This window comes from Exiguobacterium marinum DSM 16307 (assembly GCF_000620845.1).
Taxonomy (GTDB): Bacteria; Bacillota; Bacilli; order Exiguobacteriales; family Exiguobacteriaceae; genus Exiguobacterium; species Exiguobacterium marinum.
Map to the genome: position 1 here is coordinate 1 of NZ_JHZT01000004.1, position 18986 is coordinate 18986.

The window sequence follows — 18986 nt, forward strand, 5'->3', positions numbered from 1 at the left end:
TACAAATCTACATGTATACAAATCTACATGTATACATTGATTTTTATGAGCACAAACTCGAAAAAAAGCTGTTGTGAAGCGATTTCTTTTATGAAAACATAGGGTTATGAAGTTCTTTCCAGTAGGAAAATCGGCATAAAAAAATCTGATAACCTGGCCGTTATCAGATCCAAATCATCTAACTTAATAGTCAGACTGTGTATTTAACAACGCTTCACCCTAAACCAGCCATCATGAATAGATTTGTAGAAACCTAGATTTCTAAAAACATAATACGATGAACTGATCCTTTTTCATGCGTTGTTCAAAAGAAAAACGTGACGAAAAAAGGCGTCTTTCTTATGCAATCATTTTAGCATTGTTCTTTCTTCTCGACAATGTTCATCGTATCTCAGAGAAATGGATACTCAACAATTTACGATGAGGCATAGAAAAGAAGAGAGGAGAATGTAGCATGGAAGTATTGAGAAATCTTTATCGAGACCAATTAACGGAAGCTCCGAAACGGGCCTCTCAGGTCGAGAGAACCGGATACAGTAAAGAGCTAGGATGGATCTTTGTCTGCCAGGAGTTCACACAACCGCGTGCCATCCGTACATACCGCTCACTCTTTGGGGCAAAAGAGAAGTATACATATTTCACACCGAACACTTTTTACCGCAACGACCAACGTCATGCGGGCTCTTTGCGTTGGTTAAACGCCATGGTGATTGATATCGATGTCAAGACGTCGCAGAATGCAGGAATGATTTTTCCGGACGTCATGGATCGGGTGACGAGTGCAGGCCTGCCGACACCATCACTCGTCGTCCAGACGCCTTCAGGCGGATTCCATGTGTATTGGTACTTGAAAGAACCAAGACGCGCATTTCCAAAAGTCGTGGATCACTATAAGCGCGTTCAACGAATGATTGCTGAGGAGATGAACGCTGACGTTCAAGCAATCGGCGCTGAACGTTGGTTCCGATTACCGACAGAAGAAACCACAGTTTTTCGTTCGGGAGAACGTATCTCTTTTGACGACCTTTGTGATTGGTTGACCGAACAGCAAGAGAATCAGTCGAAGAAAGGGAACGTAGCATTGGGATCGATTGATTTATTGTCCCACCCAGCAATTCTAAAGTTGTTAGAGGGCGTGGAAGAAGGACAACGCGACAACACATGCTACACCCTTGCTCTCGCTTACAAGGTTGCAGGATACGAAGAAGACCAAGCCTTGTCGTTACTTTATCAATGGAATGAAAAGAATAGTCCCTCACTTCGTCAAATTGAAGTTAAACGTAAAGTAAAGAGCGCCTTCAAACCTGGTTCTCCGCTCGGTCCTTCATCGTATTGGATCGAGACATTGTCTGGTATCGAGTTTAGGTATCAGGTCTGGGAAGGCGCAAAACCGCGCGAAGAACGTACATATAGTCATCTAGATGAATGGAAAGAAGACATCCTTACAGTTTTACGCAAAAACGGAGGGTGTATTTGTGGTGCGCAACGAACTCTTGTTTCTTTAATCACATCATCAGTAGACCCTTCCAAGTGCTTGTCATACTCAACATTCAAGCGCTTAATTGCTGTTATGGTTGAAGAAGGACTCGTAACAAAGGAAATAGAAGGAAGAGGAAGAAGCGCCAAGACAACGATAATGTTGGTTAAGAAAGACAATGTAGTTCTTTTCCCTGTTTCAATCAAATTTAATGGGCTCAATCCCAATACATTTATAGATACGGTGGTGGGGGGGTCCCTCTCCTATTCCTACGGTATGAGAAATACTTGGCGTGGCTCTTAGTTTTTATTATTCTGGAGGTGTCTCTTGACGTTTTTTGAATTCTTTACCTTGTGGCCTTTTATTGTTTTATTGTTTTTTTGTTCTCTAATTTATTTTGATATTGTTATAGTTCCTAAGCGATTTAAAGATCAACAGTATGCGTTTAAACTAGGGTCAGATATATTGCTTTATGCTTCTGAACTTATCTTTTTCTTTCTTTTATTTTTATGGCTTACAAGAAGCGAGTGGTTTCTTATCTATAGTAGCAATGAACCTTCTCTTTTAAAAACATTTATAGACTTTTTTACGCTTTACCAAATTGGTATTTTGGTTTTATTAAAAATGCTTAATTCCCGTATAATTCAAGAATACTACCGTTGCTTAACTTTTCTTCAATCGATTAGGAATATGATTGAAGCTGATCAAAGTGTATTTTCTGCGTTGAATGAATTAAAGAATAAGCAAGAGGAAGTTATCCCTTTAAAAGTGAAAGAATATTATAGAGATGTATATTTTGTTGCTCTAAACCATGAATTTTTAAAAACAGCGGAAATGTTTTCTCGTAATTCAAATCCTTTAGTTCTGAATGATATAAAACAAAAAATTATAAGCTCAAACAATAAAGCAATTTCTAATCTGAATGCAACTGAAATTTCAATTACTTCATTGGTCACAGATAAGCAGAATGAATGGGAAGTTAGTATGTTTATTAAAGTTATTAAAAGATGGGAGAACACTCTGCAAAGAAAAGACGTTGGCGATGAAGAATATTGGTTAGAGAGGGAAGGGATAATTGTATTTTTAGAAAATGAGATTAAAAAACTTCGTTCATTAATGAATAAATGAACGAAGTTTAAAAGATGCGTTTACTAATTGATCTGATATAAATATTCTTAATAGAAAGTAACATGGAGTTACTGTTTGTTTTTGTATTTATAGAATGTTGATCTCGAGATATCTAAAGTCTTTGTAATGTCGTCTACTGTCATGTGAGCTTCATACATCATCATTGCTCTGGCCATGATTTGTTCATCAATTGGTTTTCTTCCACCCATTCTTCCTCTGGCTCGTGCAGCCTGAAGTCCAGCGTTTGTACGTTCGCGAATCAATTCACGTTCCATCTCTGCCAACCCAGCCATCATGGTGAAAAATAGTCGGCCGGCAGCCGTAGAGGTATCGATACCTAGTGTGATGATTTGAAGATTGATTCCGCGATCCTTCAAATCATCAATTAATTCAAGAAGCTTCTTTGTGGTTCTCCCTAACCGATCTAGCTTCCAGACGACTAGGGTATCACCTTCTCGTAAATAATCTAAGCACTTCTCAAATTCTGGCCTCTTTTTAACACTGGATGCCTTCTCTTGAAAGATTTTAGTACAACCAGCTTTATTAAGTTCATCTAGTTGTGAGTCCAAGTTCTGATCGAGGGTCGACACTCGTGCATAACCAATTTTCGTCATGAAGCACCTCCATTTGTTTGTTTACTCGTTAACTATAACAGAAAATGAACATTGATAAAAAGATGAGTTAAAAGACACTTGAGGGAAAATGAAAAGGGCTTTAAATAGCCCTTTTCATTTTCATGTGAATAAATTAATAAATATGTCTTTTTAACATTCCTTTTATGGACGGTAATTTATAAAAATTGTATCTCCTCATCATTATTTTCAAGTCTAGTCAAAAGTTTATTAGCCGCTTCCATGACTTTCTTAAAATCATCACTTCCCACCGGGTAAGAAGGGCTTCTTCTACCAGCGATATCTCCGTTGTATACCATTTGAACTTTTAAGACATGATTTTTCTTCTCATCCCACAATTCTTCCCCGATAGAAACTCTATACTCTGTGTTGGGGGGATGTGGGTGACTTGCCGGAACCATAATAAACATTTTAGGGAAAAAGATTTTTGCCAATCAAACCACCCTTTACTTTTGGAATACCTTTAGAATAACTAAAGGTATTCCAAAGGTAAATTGAAATATTTTCAACTATTGAAACGCTTTATGGTATCTTTTTTGTTGACTAGTTAAACGTATCGAAAGGTGATGATTGTGTTGGGGAATCTAAAAGACGAGCATCTGGCCTTAAGCTCGGGAATCGGTTTAGGTGGCTTCGCTATTACTAATTTTTATGACTGTTCGGAAACTGTCTTTGAAGAGTTTAAAGATGAAATTATTGACGCCATAGTTAAGCCCAATAAAATTTCAGCAGTACATGTTTATTTAAGTCACTTTCAAGATGTTTCAGAGGAAATCTATCAATTGCGAGATGCCGGTCAAACATTAGAGTATAGTTTGGACTTCATCGTTCGCACGTTAAAGGAGGTAAACTTACATCCCGATCTGCCTACACCAGACTTTCATAGTTGTGCGGACGAATGGCACGAGGAATGCGATTGTAGCGAGAAATTCGACAAATGGAAGGCGTATGTACATCAAAATGCCGATGAAATTGACAAAAAAATTATTCATTCTGCGTTTCAAGTGATTTTTTTAGACAGAAATTTCCTCCGAGATTTTCATTTGGAACTTTCCAAATTTATTAAATCTAATATTAGTGATATTCAAAAAAAACATCCTGATTTTGTGACTGCTAAAGGGCGAATCAAACGATCTCGCTTTCCTAAGTGGTTAACTAACGCCGTATTCTATCGAGACAAGGGAACTTGTACAATTTGTCGTTGTGACCTTTCTAATTTAATGAGGTCACAAAATACTGTTCACATCGACCATATCGTCCCCTTAGATGTTTTCGGAAGCAACGACTCCTCTAATTTTCAGTTATTATGTGAATCTTGTAACACCTCCAAAGGAGCAAGGGCGACGACCACGAGTTCAATGAATGTTCCATTTTGGAATCTCCCAAGTTCTTATTTCTATGTTTAGTAAGAGGAAAGAAATAAAAAGCGATCTTTCTCCGAATGAGAAAAATCGCTTTTTATTTTGGAGAGATTTAAAAAACTGAACATTCTAATGGTTACTAACAAGCACGTAATGACAGTGACTACAATTTTGACAGAAATGTCAGAACTCCATACCTGGGGTTGTAGCTAGAACTCTCAAACACATATTCAGACTCCGAAGCGTCTTTGATCCATACATGGGATGCAATTTTTTTACTGCGTATTCTTTTTTCGTTCCCACCTTCATTGTTTAATTCGAAGGCTAGACTCTGTGACGGTAAAGGGTCATTTTTCACAAAAGAGACGTTGCTGCTATGAACGTTTTCGATTACTCCGTTTTTAGAAGTGATCACGTTGAATCTTGCTTTATCGAATTCCACTAATCTGTTGCAAAACATCGTCACTGAAACATCGTATTTATTGATCGCAAGATCCTCTAAATGTTCAATATTGATTTCACCGGAAGGTAACTTAGAGAAATCTTCTTCTAGCATTTTTGACGGCGTGAGCAATGACTTTGCGAACATCATCGCTTCTTGAGACTCCACATCTTCGGAAGTCGTTGTGGAAGCTCCATGTTTTCTGTGATAGTAAGTTTCTTTAGTGTGCCAAGGTAAAATGAAGTGACCGACAAGCGTGGCGAGAGTGAGTTTTTGTCGTGCTTGGTTTCCGATACTTTTATCGATGATGATAGTTCCACTTTGCTTCAATAACATGGCCTCGGTTCCGTTTCCCAAAGAAGCGTCGAAAATTTGAATGCTTAATAACGAGGCGACTTCCTCGATACGGATGGGGAAAGCCTCCTTCAAGATGTTTTGAAAGAAATGGTCCGCATATTTTTTAGGGTTGGTTGAATTAAGGTTGATTATTGTATTTTGTCCTGTCAGCAAGCGTAAGAAATTCATAATATCATGTTTCTTTGTTCCATCCAAAGATTGGATGATTTTTGAGATGAGGAGTGACTCAGGGTCACTGATGTCTTCCTCGCTTTCATGACCCGATACCAGGTAATCCACGGAAACGTTTAACGCTGCGGAGAGTTTCACTAACGCTTCATAAGACGGATTTCTATTTCCTGATTCGTATTGGCTGATGGAGGGAGCCGTTAGGCCAGCCTTTTTCGCTAAAGCTGCTTGGTTCAGATTAAGTTCTTTTCTTCTATTAATAATCCTTTTATCTATAGACATATAAATAACACCTACTCTGTTTAATTTTCGTTATGTAAAAAATAACATATGTGAACTTGGATTGACAAAATAAATAACAGGTGTTATCGTAAAGTTAAGAAATGTTATTACAGACGACGCAAAAAAAGCACGACGGCAATCGTGCTTCGATAACGCTGGAATATGTTTTCACTGGTAACAATAATAACATATGTCCAGCAATCATACTACAATAAATAAGGACGTGATTGCGCTGAATATTCGCTTGCAAGATGTGAGTGTCATTATTACCGGGACCTCACGATATAATAATAACGCTTTCGATACAGTACGTGTCGAAACTTTGTTGGTTACCGATGAACCAATCCCGGCAGAAGAAACCTGGTATGTTCCCAATGGTAACGCCGTACCACCAGAGGTGCTTGAATTCTTTAAAATCTCTAACGTTGAGATGAACCCTAAAAAAGCATCTACGATTTTAGAAGGAACCGAAGATATTCGGGATCAGGCCGAAGCCGAAAACTTACCTGGAGTTATGGAGGACGCCGCTCGTTTGATGCTTCGCGCGATTTTGAAGAAATCATCCTTAACACCTGTGGCGGGAGCCACAAACGCCTACTTACTGTCCTACGACTACAAGATTTATCCGATTGGTAATACTAACGAGTATGCCTTTTCAATCCGAGTTCCGTTTGACGGACTTCAAGTGGCATCGAACGGAGGAAAGGTTCAAGTGAACGTTCTTACTCCGATAGGAGCTCAAATCGACACGGCTATCACTAAAGGTGTAGACGAAAACGGACTGGAAATCACTGAGGTCGTAGCTCCCATCACCAACACGAATCGTCATCTGGTATCGTTCTATTACCAAATCGATCCCGAGTTCGTCGTTCATTACCGCTATTAATCTTAATCTATAAAGATAGCATTTCTAGTCCCCCGTGATCAGCGTCGGTCACCGGGGATGTTTTTTTACTTATCACTGGCATTGCCACAATTCTTTGAGCAAGAAAGCATGAACTACACGAATGACTCACTATTCAAATTAAGGGAATATTAGAGGACATCGAATGCTATGAGGTTATAGGCTTAGGAGGAGAGTAGAATGTCGGCTACCAATAAAGGTATCCAAAAAGTGCGAGGTAAAGATACTAAAATGGAGCTGAAAGTTAGGAAAGCACTTTGGCATAGAGGATTACGGTACAGAAAAAACTACAAAAAGCTGCTAGGTACACCTGACATAGCGTTTCCGAATCAGAAATTGGTTATCTTTTTGGATTCTTGTTTTTGGCATGGATGCCCGCTTCATTATAGGGAGCCTAAGTCTAATCAGGAGTTTTGGAACGAAAAAATTAAAAGAAATCAAGAACGTGACGCGGAACAAACAGAGCACTATGTTTGCCAAGGCTGGACCATACTTCGATTTTGGGAGCATGAAATAGCATCAGACTTTGAGCGGGTAATAAATGATATTGTGACAACTTACGACCAATTAAATAAAAAACGTGACCGAGATGAAAATCGTCAGGAACTATTAGACGTGGATGATCTTTGTGATTAAGAGTTTCAATCATTAGTCAACGTGTATGAGCTCCAGGAAATAATAATCAATTCATTACCCACATCACTGATATTTTAGTTAGAATATAGCTTGTAAAGAAATGAGGTGTTTACTATGACGGTTAAAACTGTCTCGGAAGTACAAAAAGAATCTAACTCAACAGTCACAACGAAAAATAGAAATGTATTATCTCTATTTTCTGGTTGTGGTGGAATGGATTTAGGGTTTGAGGGCGGATTCGAAGTTTTAAAAGAATCAATCAACTTAAATGTTAACAAGCATTGGAATATAAAAAAAGTAAACGGAAAGTGGGTCGAACTACCAGAAACCCGATTCAAAACGGTTTTCGCCAACGATATCAGACCTGATGCTCAACGAGCGTGGACCCGTTATTTTGGTAACAAAGGTATCGAGTCAGAAGTTTATCACCTCGAAAGTATCGTCGACGTCGTGAAGGCTTACCGCGAAACAAAAATCAATCCATTTCCGGAGGACATTGAGGTCGTGACCGGTGGCTTCCCTTGTCAGGATTTTTCTGTGGCGGGAAAACGTAAAGGGTTTGAATCTGACAAATCACATGATGGGAAATCGGTCGAGATTGATGAGGCTGACATCGATAAGCCGAACGTAGAGAATCGTGGCCAACTATACATGTGGATGCGCGAAGTTGTGGAAATTGTTAAGCCTAAGGTTTTTGTGGCCGAGAACGTTAAGGGTCTGGTCAATCTTGGCGACGTTAAAAAAATAATCGAGAATGATTTTTCTAACATTGGGGATGGTTATATAGTCGTTCCGGCCAAGGTGCTACACGCCGCCGAATTTGGGGTTCCACAATCTAGAGAGCGTGTGATTTTTTATGGTTTCGAGAAAGGTGCTTTGAAGAAAGAGGCAATTGAAGAGCTACAGAATGAAAATATTTCCGCAAAGTATGATCCATATCCGTTCAAGACTCATTGTTTGCCGACTAAAGTTCCGACAGAAAACCTTCTTCCACATGTTTCGGTCAGAAGCGCTTTAGAAGGTTTGGTTGAACCTGAGAAAAGTTCTGACTTGTCTCAACAAAAATATTCTAAAGCCAAATACATGGGAAAACATTGTCAAGGTCAGACTGAGGTTAATCTAGACGGAATCGGGCCGACCATTAGATCTGAACATCACGGGAACATTGAATTCCGTCGACTTGGTTTGGAAAAAGGAGGAAAACGTCTGGATGAGCTAGAACAAGGTCTTGAGGAAAGAAGGTTGACCGTTCGTGAGTGCGCTCGTATTCAGACATTCCCTGATGATTACGAATTTGTTTGGTCCAAAAAAGGAGAAGACCCAGGATTGTCTGCTTCTAGCGCATATAAGATCATAGGGAACGCGGTACCTCCTTTACTCGCATATCATATTGCGAAGAGGCTCGAGGATAATTGGAGTCTCTATTTCGAAACGGAGATGGAGAATTTTGACGAATGAGTTGGCGATGGAATTACAGTATGAACAATTTGGTCAATTAGTGACGGGCGCTTGTGAAATCATGAATGAGAAAGCGCAAGTGAATCCATCCTTCTACCGTTCTAACGAAGGTAGAAGGATGGAGGGACTTGTTTGTGAAGAGCTTGCGGAATTAGCGGTAGGTACAATTTTTGAAGGAACGGTTCGCTTGGTTCAATCGACTCGAAGTTTTCCTGATATTCTCATAGGAGATAGTTTCGGGGTTGAAGTGAAAACTTCTAGATCCGGGTGGAGAAGTCTAGGGAGCAGTATCATGGAGTCCACACGTATCCAGGGCGTCGATCATATTGCGATGTTCTTCGGGAAAATGGGACCTGGCGACGTGGAATTTAACGTTAGACCATATGAACATTGCTTGAGCGATATTGGTGTCACGCATTCTCCTCGCTACGATATCGACATGACTTTAGAGGAGGGGGATACCATATTTGAAAGAATGGAGATCTCCTACGATGAGTTCAGGAATCATCCAGAACCGGTGGAGATACTGAAATCTTATTATCGTCCACTGTTATCTGAAGGGCAGACGCTTTGGTGGATGGGTAATGATGAGGTTGCGGCGCCCCCGGTCTTAACGATGTGGAATGCTTTAGAAAGTGATGCTGAAGATTATTTCACGGCCATGGGATTTGCTCTATTCCCTGAACTCATCGCTGGCGATAGCCGGACTAAATACACACGCATGGTGTTTTGGTTAGTCACGAATCACGGAGTCATTAACCATGCGCTTAGAGACAAGTACTCTGGTGGAGGAAGAAAAGACTTCACAGTTAATGGAAGAGAGTACCAAGGCAGACCTAAAGTAATGTATGTCTTGAACAGTAAGAAAGAATTTGTAAGACAATTGATTCTCCAAGCCGACCCGGAAGAGTTGAGAGAGCATTGGGAAGAGGCGTACATACATGAAGGGGATGAAAGACTTCGTCAATGGATTAATCTTGTGGCGACACAAGGTGACGTCGAAATGTCCCTTCTATACGACATGTTCGAAGTCTAAAATAAGAATGCAAGGACCTGTACGAGAACCCGACCATTATGGTCGGGTTCTCGTTTTATTAGATTTGAAATTGCAAAATTGATTTTGAAATCAATAAAAAATCGTTCCACTTGAACAATTTCTTCAAATGAGACATGGATGGTTCCGCCCCACTCAGCCCGTGCATGTTATTTCTACCAATTCCTCACTGAAAATAAAATAAAAATTGACTAGAAAAAAAAGCTATGGTAAATTAAAGAAAATAACACATTACATCACATTACATCGCATAACTGAATAATTGTGAAGGCTGCCTTTGCTAGAGTTGTACAAGCGATGACTAAGGAGGAAAAATAATGTCAAATGAAAAAAAAGAGTATGGACCTGGTGACACGCTAGTGTTACGAATTAGGAAAAATGAACATTTTTTAGCAGAATGGGCAGGGAAGCAGACTGAAATTGGAGAATCAATTCGTTACTTGATTGAGAATGATATTAGTCGAAACGGAATGTCAGATGTTTCACGAGAAATTATGAAGAACCGACCGGAATTACCGACAGCTAAAGATATTAAGACTGATTTATTCATGTTTATTGGGGATAATGAAAAAGTTACACCTAAAGAAGCATACGAATATTTAGCTGATAAATATCAATTGGATGATTGGAGTCGTACGATTATTACTCGTAGCGGCAAGGAGCCGAAGTGGAACAACATTGTTCGTTGGGCTAAAAAAGATTTACAAAATGAAGACTTGGTAGAGAGTATTGAGCATGGTGTTTGGGTACTTACTGATGATGGTAGATATGTGCATAAACGGTTAAGTGAAGATTCTCAAAAAAAAGATTGACAACTTGTTTTTTGGGGTCTTAAGCTGTTGACGAACCAATTCGTAAAAAGCGAATTGGTTCGTCTTTTTTTGTTTGACGTGTTTGAGATGATTTACGAGACACAAGATTGAAAAATGATATGTACTGGTCCTTCTAAGACGATGGCGCTCTAGATTTCCTCACGGCCCCGATAGGACAAGAGGGGTAGCCCATGAACCTTCTTTGCGTCGGTGAACGAACGCACCAACATATCGTCCTCGACCACTCCGACTTCAACATTAGCAGTGTCGAACTTCTCCTTGTTGGCGTTCGCTCGGATATGGGTACAGTCGGTGAGGAAGATTCGTCCTAATTCGAGGTTGTCCGCATATGTCTCTGGTGGATGATGTCATCAAAAATTCTTGGAAGGCGTCTTTCCCAGTGAATCGGTGAGTGACCAGGTACCCTCTTTTCTTTTCTGAGGAACTGTTTGTATGCGAGGCTCGTTATAGTCTGGCGTCCTGTTTCCGTACTCTAGCTCGCTGGTCGTCGGTACAAGGGACGTCAAAAAAATGACGCGCCCTCCGGCCCGTCTTCCTTCGCTTCAGGCTCAAAGCAAGGCTTTTCGCTCGTTGGCTACGGAAGCCTGGTCCTCCGTTTGCTCTACGCATTTTTTTGAGGCTCTCCCTGCGGTCGCCCTTGCACCGTCTCCCGACGCTCGCTGCGTTCCCGTCAACAGGACGCACAACGGTGTTCGTTCTGAGGACAGCTTATCCGAAAGGGGACAAACCATCATGGAACTATCGTCAATCATCGAGGTCATCCGTATCAAACAAGAGGTTCGCGAGGAAATGGTCGCTCTCGAGCACGCCGTCATCCAATCACCCGACAATGCCCGACAAATCGGGGCATCCTTCATCGGGGATGATGACCGTGAGGTGTTCCTCGTCATCATGTTGAACACGAAAAATCGGGTCATCGGCGTCCATCGGGCGCACGTCGGGAGCGTCAATTCGAGCGTCGTTCACCCGAGAGAAATCTTCAAATGCGCCATCTTGAACAATGCCTCGTGCATCATCGCCTGTCACCAACATCCGAGCGGGGACCCGACACCGAGCCGGGAGGACATCCTCGTCTCCGAACGGTTACATGAAGTAGGCGACCTCATCGGCATCCCGGTGCTCGACCATCTCATCCTCGGTGCGGACGAGTCATACGTCAGCATGAAACAGCGGGGTTACATGGGTTGAATGGAATGGAGTGGGGCCGGGGGACCGGTCCCGGTCCGTCCGGTAAGGGCAAGGACGAAAAACGTGCGTTTTTCTTTGACGAGAGGGGCGACTCGCGTTGCTCTCGCCTGGATCCAGAATTCGGATCCGGGAAAAGGAATGTTTTCGCGTGGCGAAAACAAATAATTTGGTGAGAAGTCAAAGGCATAAAGAAATCATGTTGCTCTGTCTTTTCATGAATGTGTATTTGAGATGTTTGGATTGATGAAGAAATGAGTGCTTGTTTGGTGAAAATCATCATTTTTCCTACGTAAGCCCTGGGCTTGTTTCAAACAAGCCCAGGGCTTATATGAAATAATCCAAGATGTTGAGTGTTCATATTCGAGGTATCGTTGAGCTATCAACAGGAGAGGATGATTCAAATGAGTCACACATTGGACCAGCAAACGATCAAAGAGATGAAAGAGGTATTGCTTAGAAGACTTCCTGAACGGATGGACGTCGATCCTGAAGCCTTCGAGTTAGTAAGCATGGATATCCTTTGTGAGGTGAAAGAAGGAGAACGTTTAAAACAAATGACGGTCTTCTTCAATACGAACACGCTTCAAGTACATAACTGATCGTTTCAAAATGTATACATTTTTATTTAGTGAGTCTTTGAACGAAGCGTGAATCGCATAAGTATCGGGAATTGGTCTATAAAAACTGAAAGGGTGAGACGTGGTGGACGAGCGGCTACTTGATGACTATGCGTTCGATGGATTGGATCCATTCGTCCGGACCGTGTTCTCGGAACTGATGGAACATCCCGAGTGGCTACGTGTCGTCGACAGGGAACATTGCGTCGAGAAGGTCGTCCGGTTCGATGAAGAACGGAACTCGCCTTACTTCCGCGTGGTGATCTATCTGGATGCGGAAGAGTGTCCGATCAAGAGCGTATATCTATATGGGACATGGGTGGTGGCGAAGGGGGACGTCAGTTTCGTCGTCTCAGAGCTATCCAAAGGTGTATTCGAATATGAGGTGATGCATGTCCATTGGCTCACCAAGTATCGATTTGAGGATTGGGGCGTGTCTGAAGACAGGGCATGGGAGAAGGAGTGGTGATTCGGGCTCATGCGTGAGCGTCTAGCGCCTGATGGCGAAGTCGCTCATCGCACCGCTGCCTCCCTGACGGCCCGATAACAAGAGCTGCTGGCTCATAAGCCGCATCTCTATGTTCCTGGCCCTTTCTAACGGGAGGCACGGAGCGTAAGAGCAAGGTCAAAACCAAAAACTGGGGCGTGTCTAACGTCACGCGAGGAACACCATTCGGCCGAATGGTGTTTTTTATAAATGATTTTGACTTAGATCATTTAATGATCTAAACCTCACTGTAAATTTCTTTTTTCGATGTTTTCCTAAGTACCCGACATCTTAAAATGCTTATTTGATGCTATTAAAAGCGGATGAAGGTCGGGATATTTTGCTTCAGATTAGTAAATCGTTCGATATTGTATATATCGTCAGGATCAATAACCGATTCGAGCTCATGAAGCGCATCAGGTAGACTATCCAATATTGTTTTCTTTGCCTGCAGGATAGCATTGGCAAGTGCATCGGATGTAGCATACCGCTCCAGAGGCAACTGAATTGTGAGTTTGATATCGCTAGAAGCATTGAGGTCATCGTCAAATATTACGTAACTAGCGAGTGCATCCAACATTTTGGTCGTATATGAGAAGGATGGAAGTTCAGCAAAATAGTTGGTGCCATCGTCTAAATCATGTCTAATCTCTAAATTACTGTGGCCATGTGAAATTTTAAATTCTGACTCATCTACATACAACAGTACTTCGACAGTTTGTATTTTGCTTATTACATTGACTTGCGTGTACTCTCGATTCCCTCGGTTATGTCGACGGATTTCACGACGTGCTAGAGAAGCGAGTGCTTCAGGTATATCGTCTTCAAAGAAGAACACGTTTGCGGCTACCCAGGTAGGTTCATTCTTGTCATTTTTCACTTGAATTTGTCCCCAGCGTACGTCTTGAACTGTATAGGTGTTTAGGTGCGAAATGGATTGATGGGTATATGTTCGCGCGACAACACGTTCGCTGATTTTAGGTGCACGAGCTTGGGTGAGGCAATTCTTGCATCTGGATAATGCTCTCATCTTTTCTTCACGTGTATAAGCCATAAACAACATCTCCTATTCAAACGTGCTGGTAAGCACCTTATTTAGTATTAGTTTTTTAAGTGATCTAATCGTTTAAATGATAACTGCTTCCTTATGTATGTAATGTATTTTTTGTTATGAGAGGGCTAGATCAGGTGATTAGGTATGTCGTCGTAAGTTTTAGAGGCTATTGAACTGATTATGATCATTATCAATTCTCTAAAATAGCTAAATATGCATAAAAGAAACCTGTGTTCTTTTTATACAAGGTTCCATGTGAAATGTTAAAGAAATATGGTTAAAATCCGATTATAATGAGACTATGTTGAATAATTTTACAATAAATTCATAAGAGGTGATAGAGGATGAATAAATTGATCAAGATCGGGAGTGCCGTTCTATTTAGTGGAGCGCTATTGGTATCGCCATATGGTGAAGTATCTGCAGCTTCAAGTATCAAAGTCCATTACATCGACATCGGGCAGGGTGACGCTATCTATATCAAGATGCCGAGCGGTGAGGACGTTATCATCGACGGCGGGAATAAAGGAAAGGGCGATGCCATCGTCGCCTATCTCAAGAAGCAAAAAGTGGATGATATCGAGGTATTGATCTCGACGCATCCGGATGCGGACCATATCGGTGGATTGGATGAGATTCTAGATGCCTATCGTGTCGAGAACGTCTACGCGCCAAAAGTGAAGCATACGACCCAGGCTTATAAAGACTTCCTTAAAGCCGTCAAACGAGAGGGTAAGACAATCAAAACCGCTCAAATGGGCGTATCACTCCCAATCAAAGGTGTGAGTGCGAAGTTTGTCGGCCCAGTCAAATCCTACTCGAACAGTGACTTGAACAACTGGAGTGCGGTCCTTCATGTCACATATAAAAAGAATACATTCCTGTTCACCGGTGACGCAGAACATGTAGCAGAAAAAGACATGATGTCGAAGAAACAGACACTCCGTGCTGACGTTCTCAAGGTGGGGCATCACGGAGCCAAGACATCAACAAGCAGCACGTTCTTGAATGTGGTGAAACCGAAGTATGCCATTCTAAGCGTTGGAAAAAACAGTTACGGTCATCCGACATCGGAAGTCGTGACGAACTTGAAGCGAGTAAAGGCGACAACGTTACGTACTGATAAGAACGGCACAATCATCATCACGGGGAACGGTTCGAGCTATACCGTGAAAAAATCAAAATGAAGCGGTGGCGAGGAATCATTGATCGGTTTGAAGGGGACTTGGCTGTGGTCGAGTTCGGAGAAGTGATGGAGGATATTCCGAAGTCACGACTCCCTCATTCGATTAAACTTGGTGACGTGCTTTGGTTTTACGAAGATGGGCGAGTTGAAGTGGACGTTGAGGAAAAGCAACGATTATCGAAAGAAATTGATGAGTTAATGAGTGAGCTTTGGGAGGACTGAATATATGATTAGATTTGTATTTATAGATTCAAAAGGTGAGATTGAAAGAAAACAGATTGAAAAAACAATCATAGATTTATTAAATAACCAGCGTATATCATTTCGTGATATTGGAGACGAAGAGTATTTAGGGTTTAATATTTTTGAGACATCAGATCATGAAATAATAGATGTGTGTAATATCTATATAGAACTAGCTACATTTAATGACACAAAAGAAATGAATATTCAAATATCTTATGATGAACAGTCGTCAGATAATTTTTCAACTATCTACTCAATAAAAAAAGAGCTAAAACAACTGTTTAGAGGCACCTGGAAAGAATGTATATGGTTAGAAGATCGCCAATCGCAACATTTTGCTGAAGAATTATATGCAAAAACTTACAAAGTAGAGAATGACTTAAGGAATTTTATCAATATTCTAATGACTAGAAAATTGGGAGTGAAATGGTGGGAAAACTATGTTGATAACAAGATTGCAAATACCTCAAATACTCGGCAAGGACCATATCGTTTAATTGCACCTTTATATAGAAATGTAGATTCAAATTTATTATCAATTGACACAGATCATCTCAAAGATATTATGGTGTACAAGCAAAAAAAATGGGTCCCTAGTTACGACTCGAAAATAGAAGAATGGTTAAAATCAAATGATACAAATGATTTGATAAAGCTAAAGAATAAAATTCTAAATGATCAATTCCAAGTAGAGGTTGATCTTTGGAAAGATATATTCAGTAAATACTTTGAAGAGGATTTTATTTCTCTTTGGGATGAATTAAGTAAAAATAGAAATCATATAGCGCACAATAAACTAATTGATTTAGAAGCCTATCATACAATAACAAACAATATTGAAGAGGTTTCAAAACAAATAATTAAAGCTAATAAGCAATTTAATAGAACTGATAAATCTTCTGAAGAACAAGAGAAGTTGAGGCAGTTGCAAATGGATTACGAATCTTATGTCGCTGAATTAGAATCTGGGATAAATATACGTGGTACAGATGAAATTTCAGCTATATTTGAGGAAGAAATTAATAGTTTGATAGAAGCGGTTCATGATACATTTTATTTCAGATTAGACCTTAAAATTTCTGAGATTTCCGAATATCAAGGAAGTTATATAAATACTTTCCTGACTATTAATAGTCGGATTTCTGACGAATATTCATTAGTCCTCGCTCCAGATGACTTTAATATTGATGAATCTAATGGAGGAGAAAGTAATGCTTGTGTAAGATTGTTTATAGAGAATCATGAAGGTGAATTGCAAGAATTGGAGGCTTACACTATATCCTATAGGAATGGTTATTATTATTTTAATGAGGAACAAGGTAATTATATGCCGGAGAGTGACAGTGAATTATCTGGTATAGATTTTGATAAAGTGATTGAAAAAATCGAAGAATTTATCGAGTCTTATTTCCCAAATAAATTAGGTGAACTTTCAGACTGGAAAAGAAGTGAGATGGTTGATGACGGACCAAAAGTTGTAGGTGATTTTGCATGTGAAGAGTGCGGAGAGCATACGGTTTCTATTTATGAAGAGTTCTTGGAATTTGGAAAATGTGCTACTTGTGGACATGAGCAAGAAATGGATCAGTGCATTAGATGTGAAACATATACTAATGACTTAAGTGCCATGGGTCTTTGCGAAATTTGTAATGAGAGATTTGAAGCAGAATAACATTTAAGCTTAGCCTTAATAGAAGTAGACATTAAACTGAGCCCGACAGAATCGATAGCTCAGTTTAATTCATTAAATTAATCGTTCTATATTTAACAATGCAGTTCTTGATGAAAGTTTTTTTTCTTCTTCGAGCAACACATTATGCCAACTATCTTCAAGATTTTTGAGGGTTGGTTTTTCAACCTTATTGTTCTTTTCTAAATCATGTAAAGGATGCACGGTTCTTTCAGGGTCGAAGTGACCACTAATCAAAGGTTGAGTGGGTAGCGCGACAGTGTAGGCAACGAGTGCATCTTCATTGAAGTCATGACTATTTGCAATACCGAACTGTTGAAACCCAAGTCCCTTACCATGAATATACATAAGCGGCTCATCGACGCGATCCATCATCAGGTTCGTTTCGAGGGTCGCTTTTGCATTTAGATAGGATTCTACTTCTTCGGGAAACACACTTTGTACGGCGTGAACCCGTTCGTAGAGTGTTAGGTCGGAGTCTTTCCATCCCATACGCCGATCTAGTTGCTCGATATATTCAAGTGGAGTCTGTTCCTTTTCTTGCTCCAACGCGCGTACCTTTTCTAAGTGTGACTCGATATGATTAAGAAAGGTTGAGGATGTCTGATGGACCTCATGCAACAGTTGTTCCTTGTCGAGGAGCTCTTTATCTTTCGTCCAACCGACCAAGTAAGACAGGGAAAAGTCGTCCGTCGGAAACCTGAGCTGATGCGAGACGACATAGGCGACCATCTCGGCTTGGAATTCCTTCTCAGGCGTGGTAAGTGGTTGATCACGTTTGAGGTTCCGCTCTTGGTTGTGTAGCTCTGCGTGGGCGAGCTCGTGGATCAGGACGCTAATGTCCTCAATCGATTTGTTCCGCGGGTTCAAGGCGATCGCATGCAATTCCGGATAATAACAACCCTTCGCCGTCCCGATCTCGTCGAGCGGTTCATCCAATAGCGTCACATTCCGGGCATCCGCGAGCGTCATCAAGGCGTCACGGATGTCTTGTTCGTTCTCGAGCCCGCCGTCCCGGTGATACCGTTTGAAGATGTCCGAGACCTCAATTCCTTTCTCTCGCGCGTCGGTCTGCGTGTACTCGAACACGTGACCGATTTTGAAGTACATCATCTTACGTGACGGGATGCGTCCTTGTTTCACGCCGTCTTTGATTGGCTTCGGTGCCTTGCTGAGCGGCACCCACTCATCCTTGTGAAGGGCGTACGTCACCGGGTTCGGGACGAATACCTTGATGCCACGCTCACCTTTTTGTACCTGTGCGCCTTGTTTCTCCCAGAACAGATAAGAGCCGACCGCGACCGCGCCGGGGAACTGGGACTCAATTAAGACCGCGTTCCGCATCGAGTATTGATGGAACTTACCGAGGAACTGTAGATGTTCCCGGATTTTCTCCGGACTCTCGAAGTAGCTGTCGATCTGTTTCCCCATCTGCTCGGTCAAGGCTTCAAGCTCGGCCTTCCGTTCTTCGTTCGTCTTCATCTTGGTCATCGTGTCAGACTCCTTCCTTCAACAAGTCGGTGACAGATTCTTCAGTATCCGTAAATTCGTTCAGTTCACGTTCGAATTGTGGCGCCGTTTCCGGGATGTCGAGTAACAGTCGTGTCCGCTCGAAATTGACGGGAAGCAAGACGATCTCGTCTTGCACGATGTTGGTCAAAAGTTGGTGCTCGGAAACGGACACCGGGATGTCGTACCGCTTTCCATAGATGAGGACCGTGACGGTATCAAATTGAAGTGTCAACAATTGTCCCATCGTGAAGGGACGTTCAAGTGGTTGCATAAG

The 18986-nt window shown here is 41.3% G+C and carries 21 protein-coding genes; 15 read left to right on the plus strand and 6 right to left on the minus strand.

The genetic code is table 11. The annotated features are described in order from the left end of the window. Positions 1–454: 454 nt before the first annotated feature. Positions 455–1780 carry a primase C-terminal domain-containing protein gene (locus P400_RS14615; protein ID WP_051545901.1) on the plus strand — a complete coding sequence of 442 codons (1326 nt, stop codon included), beginning with the start codon at positions 455–457 and terminating at the stop codon, positions 1778–1780. A gap of 24 nt (positions 1781–1804) precedes the next feature. Further along, positions 1805–2605, plus strand: coding sequence for a hypothetical protein (locus P400_RS0100010; RefSeq protein ID WP_026824318.1), 801 nt, complete (start codon positions 1805–1807; stop codon positions 2603–2605). 68 nt (positions 2606–2673) lie between these two features. On the opposite strand, the gene P400_RS0100015 is transcribed toward P400_RS0100010, so the two are convergent. Then, positions 2674–3219 carry a recombinase family protein gene (locus P400_RS0100015; RefSeq protein WP_026824319.1) on the minus strand — a complete coding sequence of 182 codons (546 nt, stop codon included), beginning with the start codon at positions 3217–3219 and terminating at the stop codon, positions 2674–2676. A gap of 176 nt (positions 3220–3395) precedes the next feature. Next, positions 3396–3671, minus strand: coding sequence for a hypothetical protein (locus P400_RS0100020; protein WP_026824320.1), 276 nt, complete (start codon positions 3669–3671; stop codon positions 3396–3398). Between the two features lie 141 nt (positions 3672–3812). Here P400_RS0100020 and P400_RS0100025 point away from each other — a divergent pair, with 141 nt between their 5' ends. Further along, complete coding sequence (locus P400_RS0100025) at positions 3813–4643, plus strand: HNH endonuclease (protein ID WP_026824321.1); 831 nt, start codon at positions 3813–3815, stop codon at positions 4641–4643. 118 nt (positions 4644–4761) lie between these two features. Here the strand turns inward: P400_RS0100025 and P400_RS15255 are convergent, their stop codons facing one another. Beyond that, a complete protein-coding gene (locus P400_RS15255) occupies positions 4762–5847 on the minus strand; it encodes a helix-turn-helix domain-containing protein (RefSeq protein WP_051545902.1) in 1086 nt (361 codons plus the stop codon). Positions 5848–6169: 322 nt separating this feature from the next. Here P400_RS15255 and P400_RS0100035 point away from each other — a divergent pair, with 322 nt between their 5' ends. The 9 genes from P400_RS0100035 (at position 6170) to P400_RS0100080 (ending at position 13006) form a co-directional block, all read left to right on the plus strand. After that, a complete protein-coding gene (locus tag P400_RS0100035; RefSeq protein ID WP_235181810.1) occupies positions 6170–6733 on the plus strand; it encodes a hypothetical protein in 564 nt (187 codons plus the stop codon). A 198-nt stretch (positions 6734–6931) separates the two neighbouring features. Continuing rightward, positions 6932–7387, plus strand: coding sequence for a very short patch repair endonuclease (locus P400_RS14625; RefSeq protein WP_051545903.1), 456 nt, complete (start codon positions 6932–6934; stop codon positions 7385–7387). 114 nt (positions 7388–7501) lie between these two features. Next, the gene (locus P400_RS0100045) at positions 7502–8845 is read left to right on the plus strand and encodes a DNA cytosine methyltransferase (protein WP_084483540.1); all 1344 of its coding nucleotides are present in this window, start codon (positions 7502–7504) and stop codon (positions 8843–8845) included. A gap of 7 nt (positions 8846–8852) precedes the next feature. Further along, positions 8853–9881: a hypothetical protein gene (locus tag P400_RS14630; protein ID WP_152538856.1), complete on the plus strand. Its 1029-nt coding sequence runs from the start codon at positions 8853–8855 to the stop codon at positions 9879–9881. Positions 9882–10216: 335 nt separating this feature from the next. Next, positions 10217–10711, plus strand: a complete 495-nt coding sequence (locus P400_RS0100055) for a winged helix-turn-helix domain-containing protein (RefSeq protein ID WP_026824324.1) — start codon at positions 10217–10219, stop codon at positions 10709–10711. Positions 10712–10902: 191 nt separating this feature from the next. After that, complete coding sequence (locus tag P400_RS15640) at positions 10903–11043, plus strand: hypothetical protein (RefSeq protein WP_161634140.1); 141 nt, start codon at positions 10903–10905, stop codon at positions 11041–11043. A 421-nt stretch (positions 11044–11464) separates the two neighbouring features. Next, positions 11465–11920 carry a JAB domain-containing protein gene (locus tag P400_RS0100065; RefSeq protein WP_034770547.1) on the plus strand — a complete coding sequence of 152 codons (456 nt, stop codon included), beginning with the start codon at positions 11465–11467 and terminating at the stop codon, positions 11918–11920. 401 nt (positions 11921–12321) lie between these two features. Beyond that, the gene (locus tag P400_RS0100075) at positions 12322–12519 is read left to right on the plus strand and encodes a hypothetical protein (protein ID WP_026824326.1); all 198 of its coding nucleotides are present in this window, start codon (positions 12322–12324) and stop codon (positions 12517–12519) included. Between the two features lie 103 nt (positions 12520–12622). After that, complete coding sequence (locus tag P400_RS0100080; protein ID WP_026824327.1) at positions 12623–13006, plus strand: hypothetical protein; 384 nt, start codon at positions 12623–12625, stop codon at positions 13004–13006. 331 nt (positions 13007–13337) lie between these two features. Here the strand turns inward: P400_RS0100080 and P400_RS0100085 are convergent, their stop codons facing one another. Then, positions 13338–14078: a hypothetical protein gene (locus tag P400_RS0100085; protein ID WP_026824328.1), complete on the minus strand. Its 741-nt coding sequence runs from the start codon at positions 14076–14078 to the stop codon at positions 13338–13340. A gap of 344 nt (positions 14079–14422) precedes the next feature. On the opposite strand from P400_RS0100085, the gene P400_RS0100090 reads away from it, so the two are divergent. Genes P400_RS0100090 through P400_RS0100100 form a run of 3 tightly spaced genes read left to right on the plus strand, consistent with a single transcriptional unit; the run spans position 14423 to position 17182 of the window. Continuing rightward, positions 14423–15265: a ComEC/Rec2 family competence protein gene (locus P400_RS0100090; protein WP_026824329.1), complete on the plus strand. Its 843-nt coding sequence runs from the start codon at positions 14423–14425 to the stop codon at positions 15263–15265. After that, complete coding sequence (locus tag P400_RS0100095; protein ID WP_026824330.1) at positions 15262–15486, plus strand: DUF3006 domain-containing protein; 225 nt, start codon at positions 15262–15264, stop codon at positions 15484–15486. The genes P400_RS0100090 and P400_RS0100095 overlap by 4 nt, the downstream gene beginning before the upstream one ends. Before the next feature lie 4 nt (positions 15487–15490). Then, positions 15491–17182 (plus strand): hypothetical protein, encoded by a 1692-nt coding sequence (locus P400_RS0100100; RefSeq protein WP_026824331.1) that lies wholly within the window; start codon positions 15491–15493, stop codon positions 17180–17182. Positions 17183–17254: 72 nt separating this feature from the next. Here the strand turns inward: P400_RS0100100 and P400_RS14635 are convergent, their stop codons facing one another. Together P400_RS14635 and P400_RS0100110 are read right to left on the minus strand one after the other, a co-directional pair. Continuing rightward, positions 17255–18691 carry an ArdC-like ssDNA-binding domain-containing protein gene (locus P400_RS14635; RefSeq protein ID WP_051545905.1) on the minus strand — a complete coding sequence of 479 codons (1437 nt, stop codon included), beginning with the start codon at positions 18689–18691 and terminating at the stop codon, positions 17255–17257. Between the two features lie 4 nt (positions 18692–18695). Next, positions 18696–18983, minus strand: a complete 288-nt coding sequence (locus P400_RS0100110) for a hypothetical protein (protein WP_026824332.1) — start codon at positions 18981–18983, stop codon at positions 18696–18698. Positions 18984–18986: the final 3 nt, after the last annotated feature.

Coding starts and splice junctions, on each gene's coding strand:
- P400_RS14625 (WP_051545903.1), top strand. CDS start 6,932: ATGTCGGCTACCAATAAAGGTATCCAAAAAGTGCGAGGTAAAGATACT.
- P400_RS14630 (WP_152538856.1), top strand. CDS start 8,853: ATGGAATTACAGTATGAACAATTTGGTCAATTAGTGACGGGCGCTTGT.
- P400_RS15640 (WP_161634140.1), top strand. CDS start 10,903: ATGAACCTTCTTTGCGTCGGTGAACGAACGCACCAACATATCGTCCTC.
- P400_RS0100085 (WP_026824328.1), bottom strand. CDS start 14,078: ATGGCTTATACACGTGAAGAAAAGATGAGAGCATTATCCAGATGCAAG.
- P400_RS0100110 (WP_026824332.1), bottom strand. CDS start 18,983: ATGCAACCACTTGAACGTCCCTTCACGATGGGACAATTGTTGACACTT.
- P400_RS0100095 (WP_026824330.1), top strand. CDS start 15,262: ATGAAGCGGTGGCGAGGAATCATTGATCGGTTTGAAGGGGACTTGGCT.
- P400_RS0100045 (WP_084483540.1), top strand. CDS start 7,502: ATGACGGTTAAAACTGTCTCGGAAGTACAAAAAGAATCTAACTCAACA.
- P400_RS0100065 (WP_034770547.1), top strand. CDS start 11,465: ATGGAACTATCGTCAATCATCGAGGTCATCCGTATCAAACAAGAGGTT.
- P400_RS14615 (WP_051545901.1), top strand. CDS start 455: ATGGAAGTATTGAGAAATCTTTATCGAGACCAATTAACGGAAGCTCCG.
- P400_RS14635 (WP_051545905.1), bottom strand. CDS start 18,691: ATGACCAAGATGAAGACGAACGAAGAACGGAAGGCCGAGCTTGAAGCC.
- P400_RS0100100 (WP_026824331.1), top strand. CDS start 15,491: ATGATTAGATTTGTATTTATAGATTCAAAAGGTGAGATTGAAAGAAAA.
- P400_RS0100075 (WP_026824326.1), top strand. CDS start 12,322: ATGAGTCACACATTGGACCAGCAAACGATCAAAGAGATGAAAGAGGTA.
- P400_RS0100090 (WP_026824329.1), top strand. CDS start 14,423: ATGAATAAATTGATCAAGATCGGGAGTGCCGTTCTATTTAGTGGAGCG.
- P400_RS0100055 (WP_026824324.1), top strand. CDS start 10,217: ATGTCAAATGAAAAAAAAGAGTATGGACCTGGTGACACGCTAGTGTTA.
- P400_RS0100015 (WP_026824319.1), bottom strand. CDS start 3,219: ATGACGAAAATTGGTTATGCACGAGTGTCGACCCTCGATCAGAACTTG.
- P400_RS15255 (WP_051545902.1), bottom strand. CDS start 5,847: ATGTCTATAGATAAAAGGATTATTAATAGAAGAAAAGAACTTAATCTG.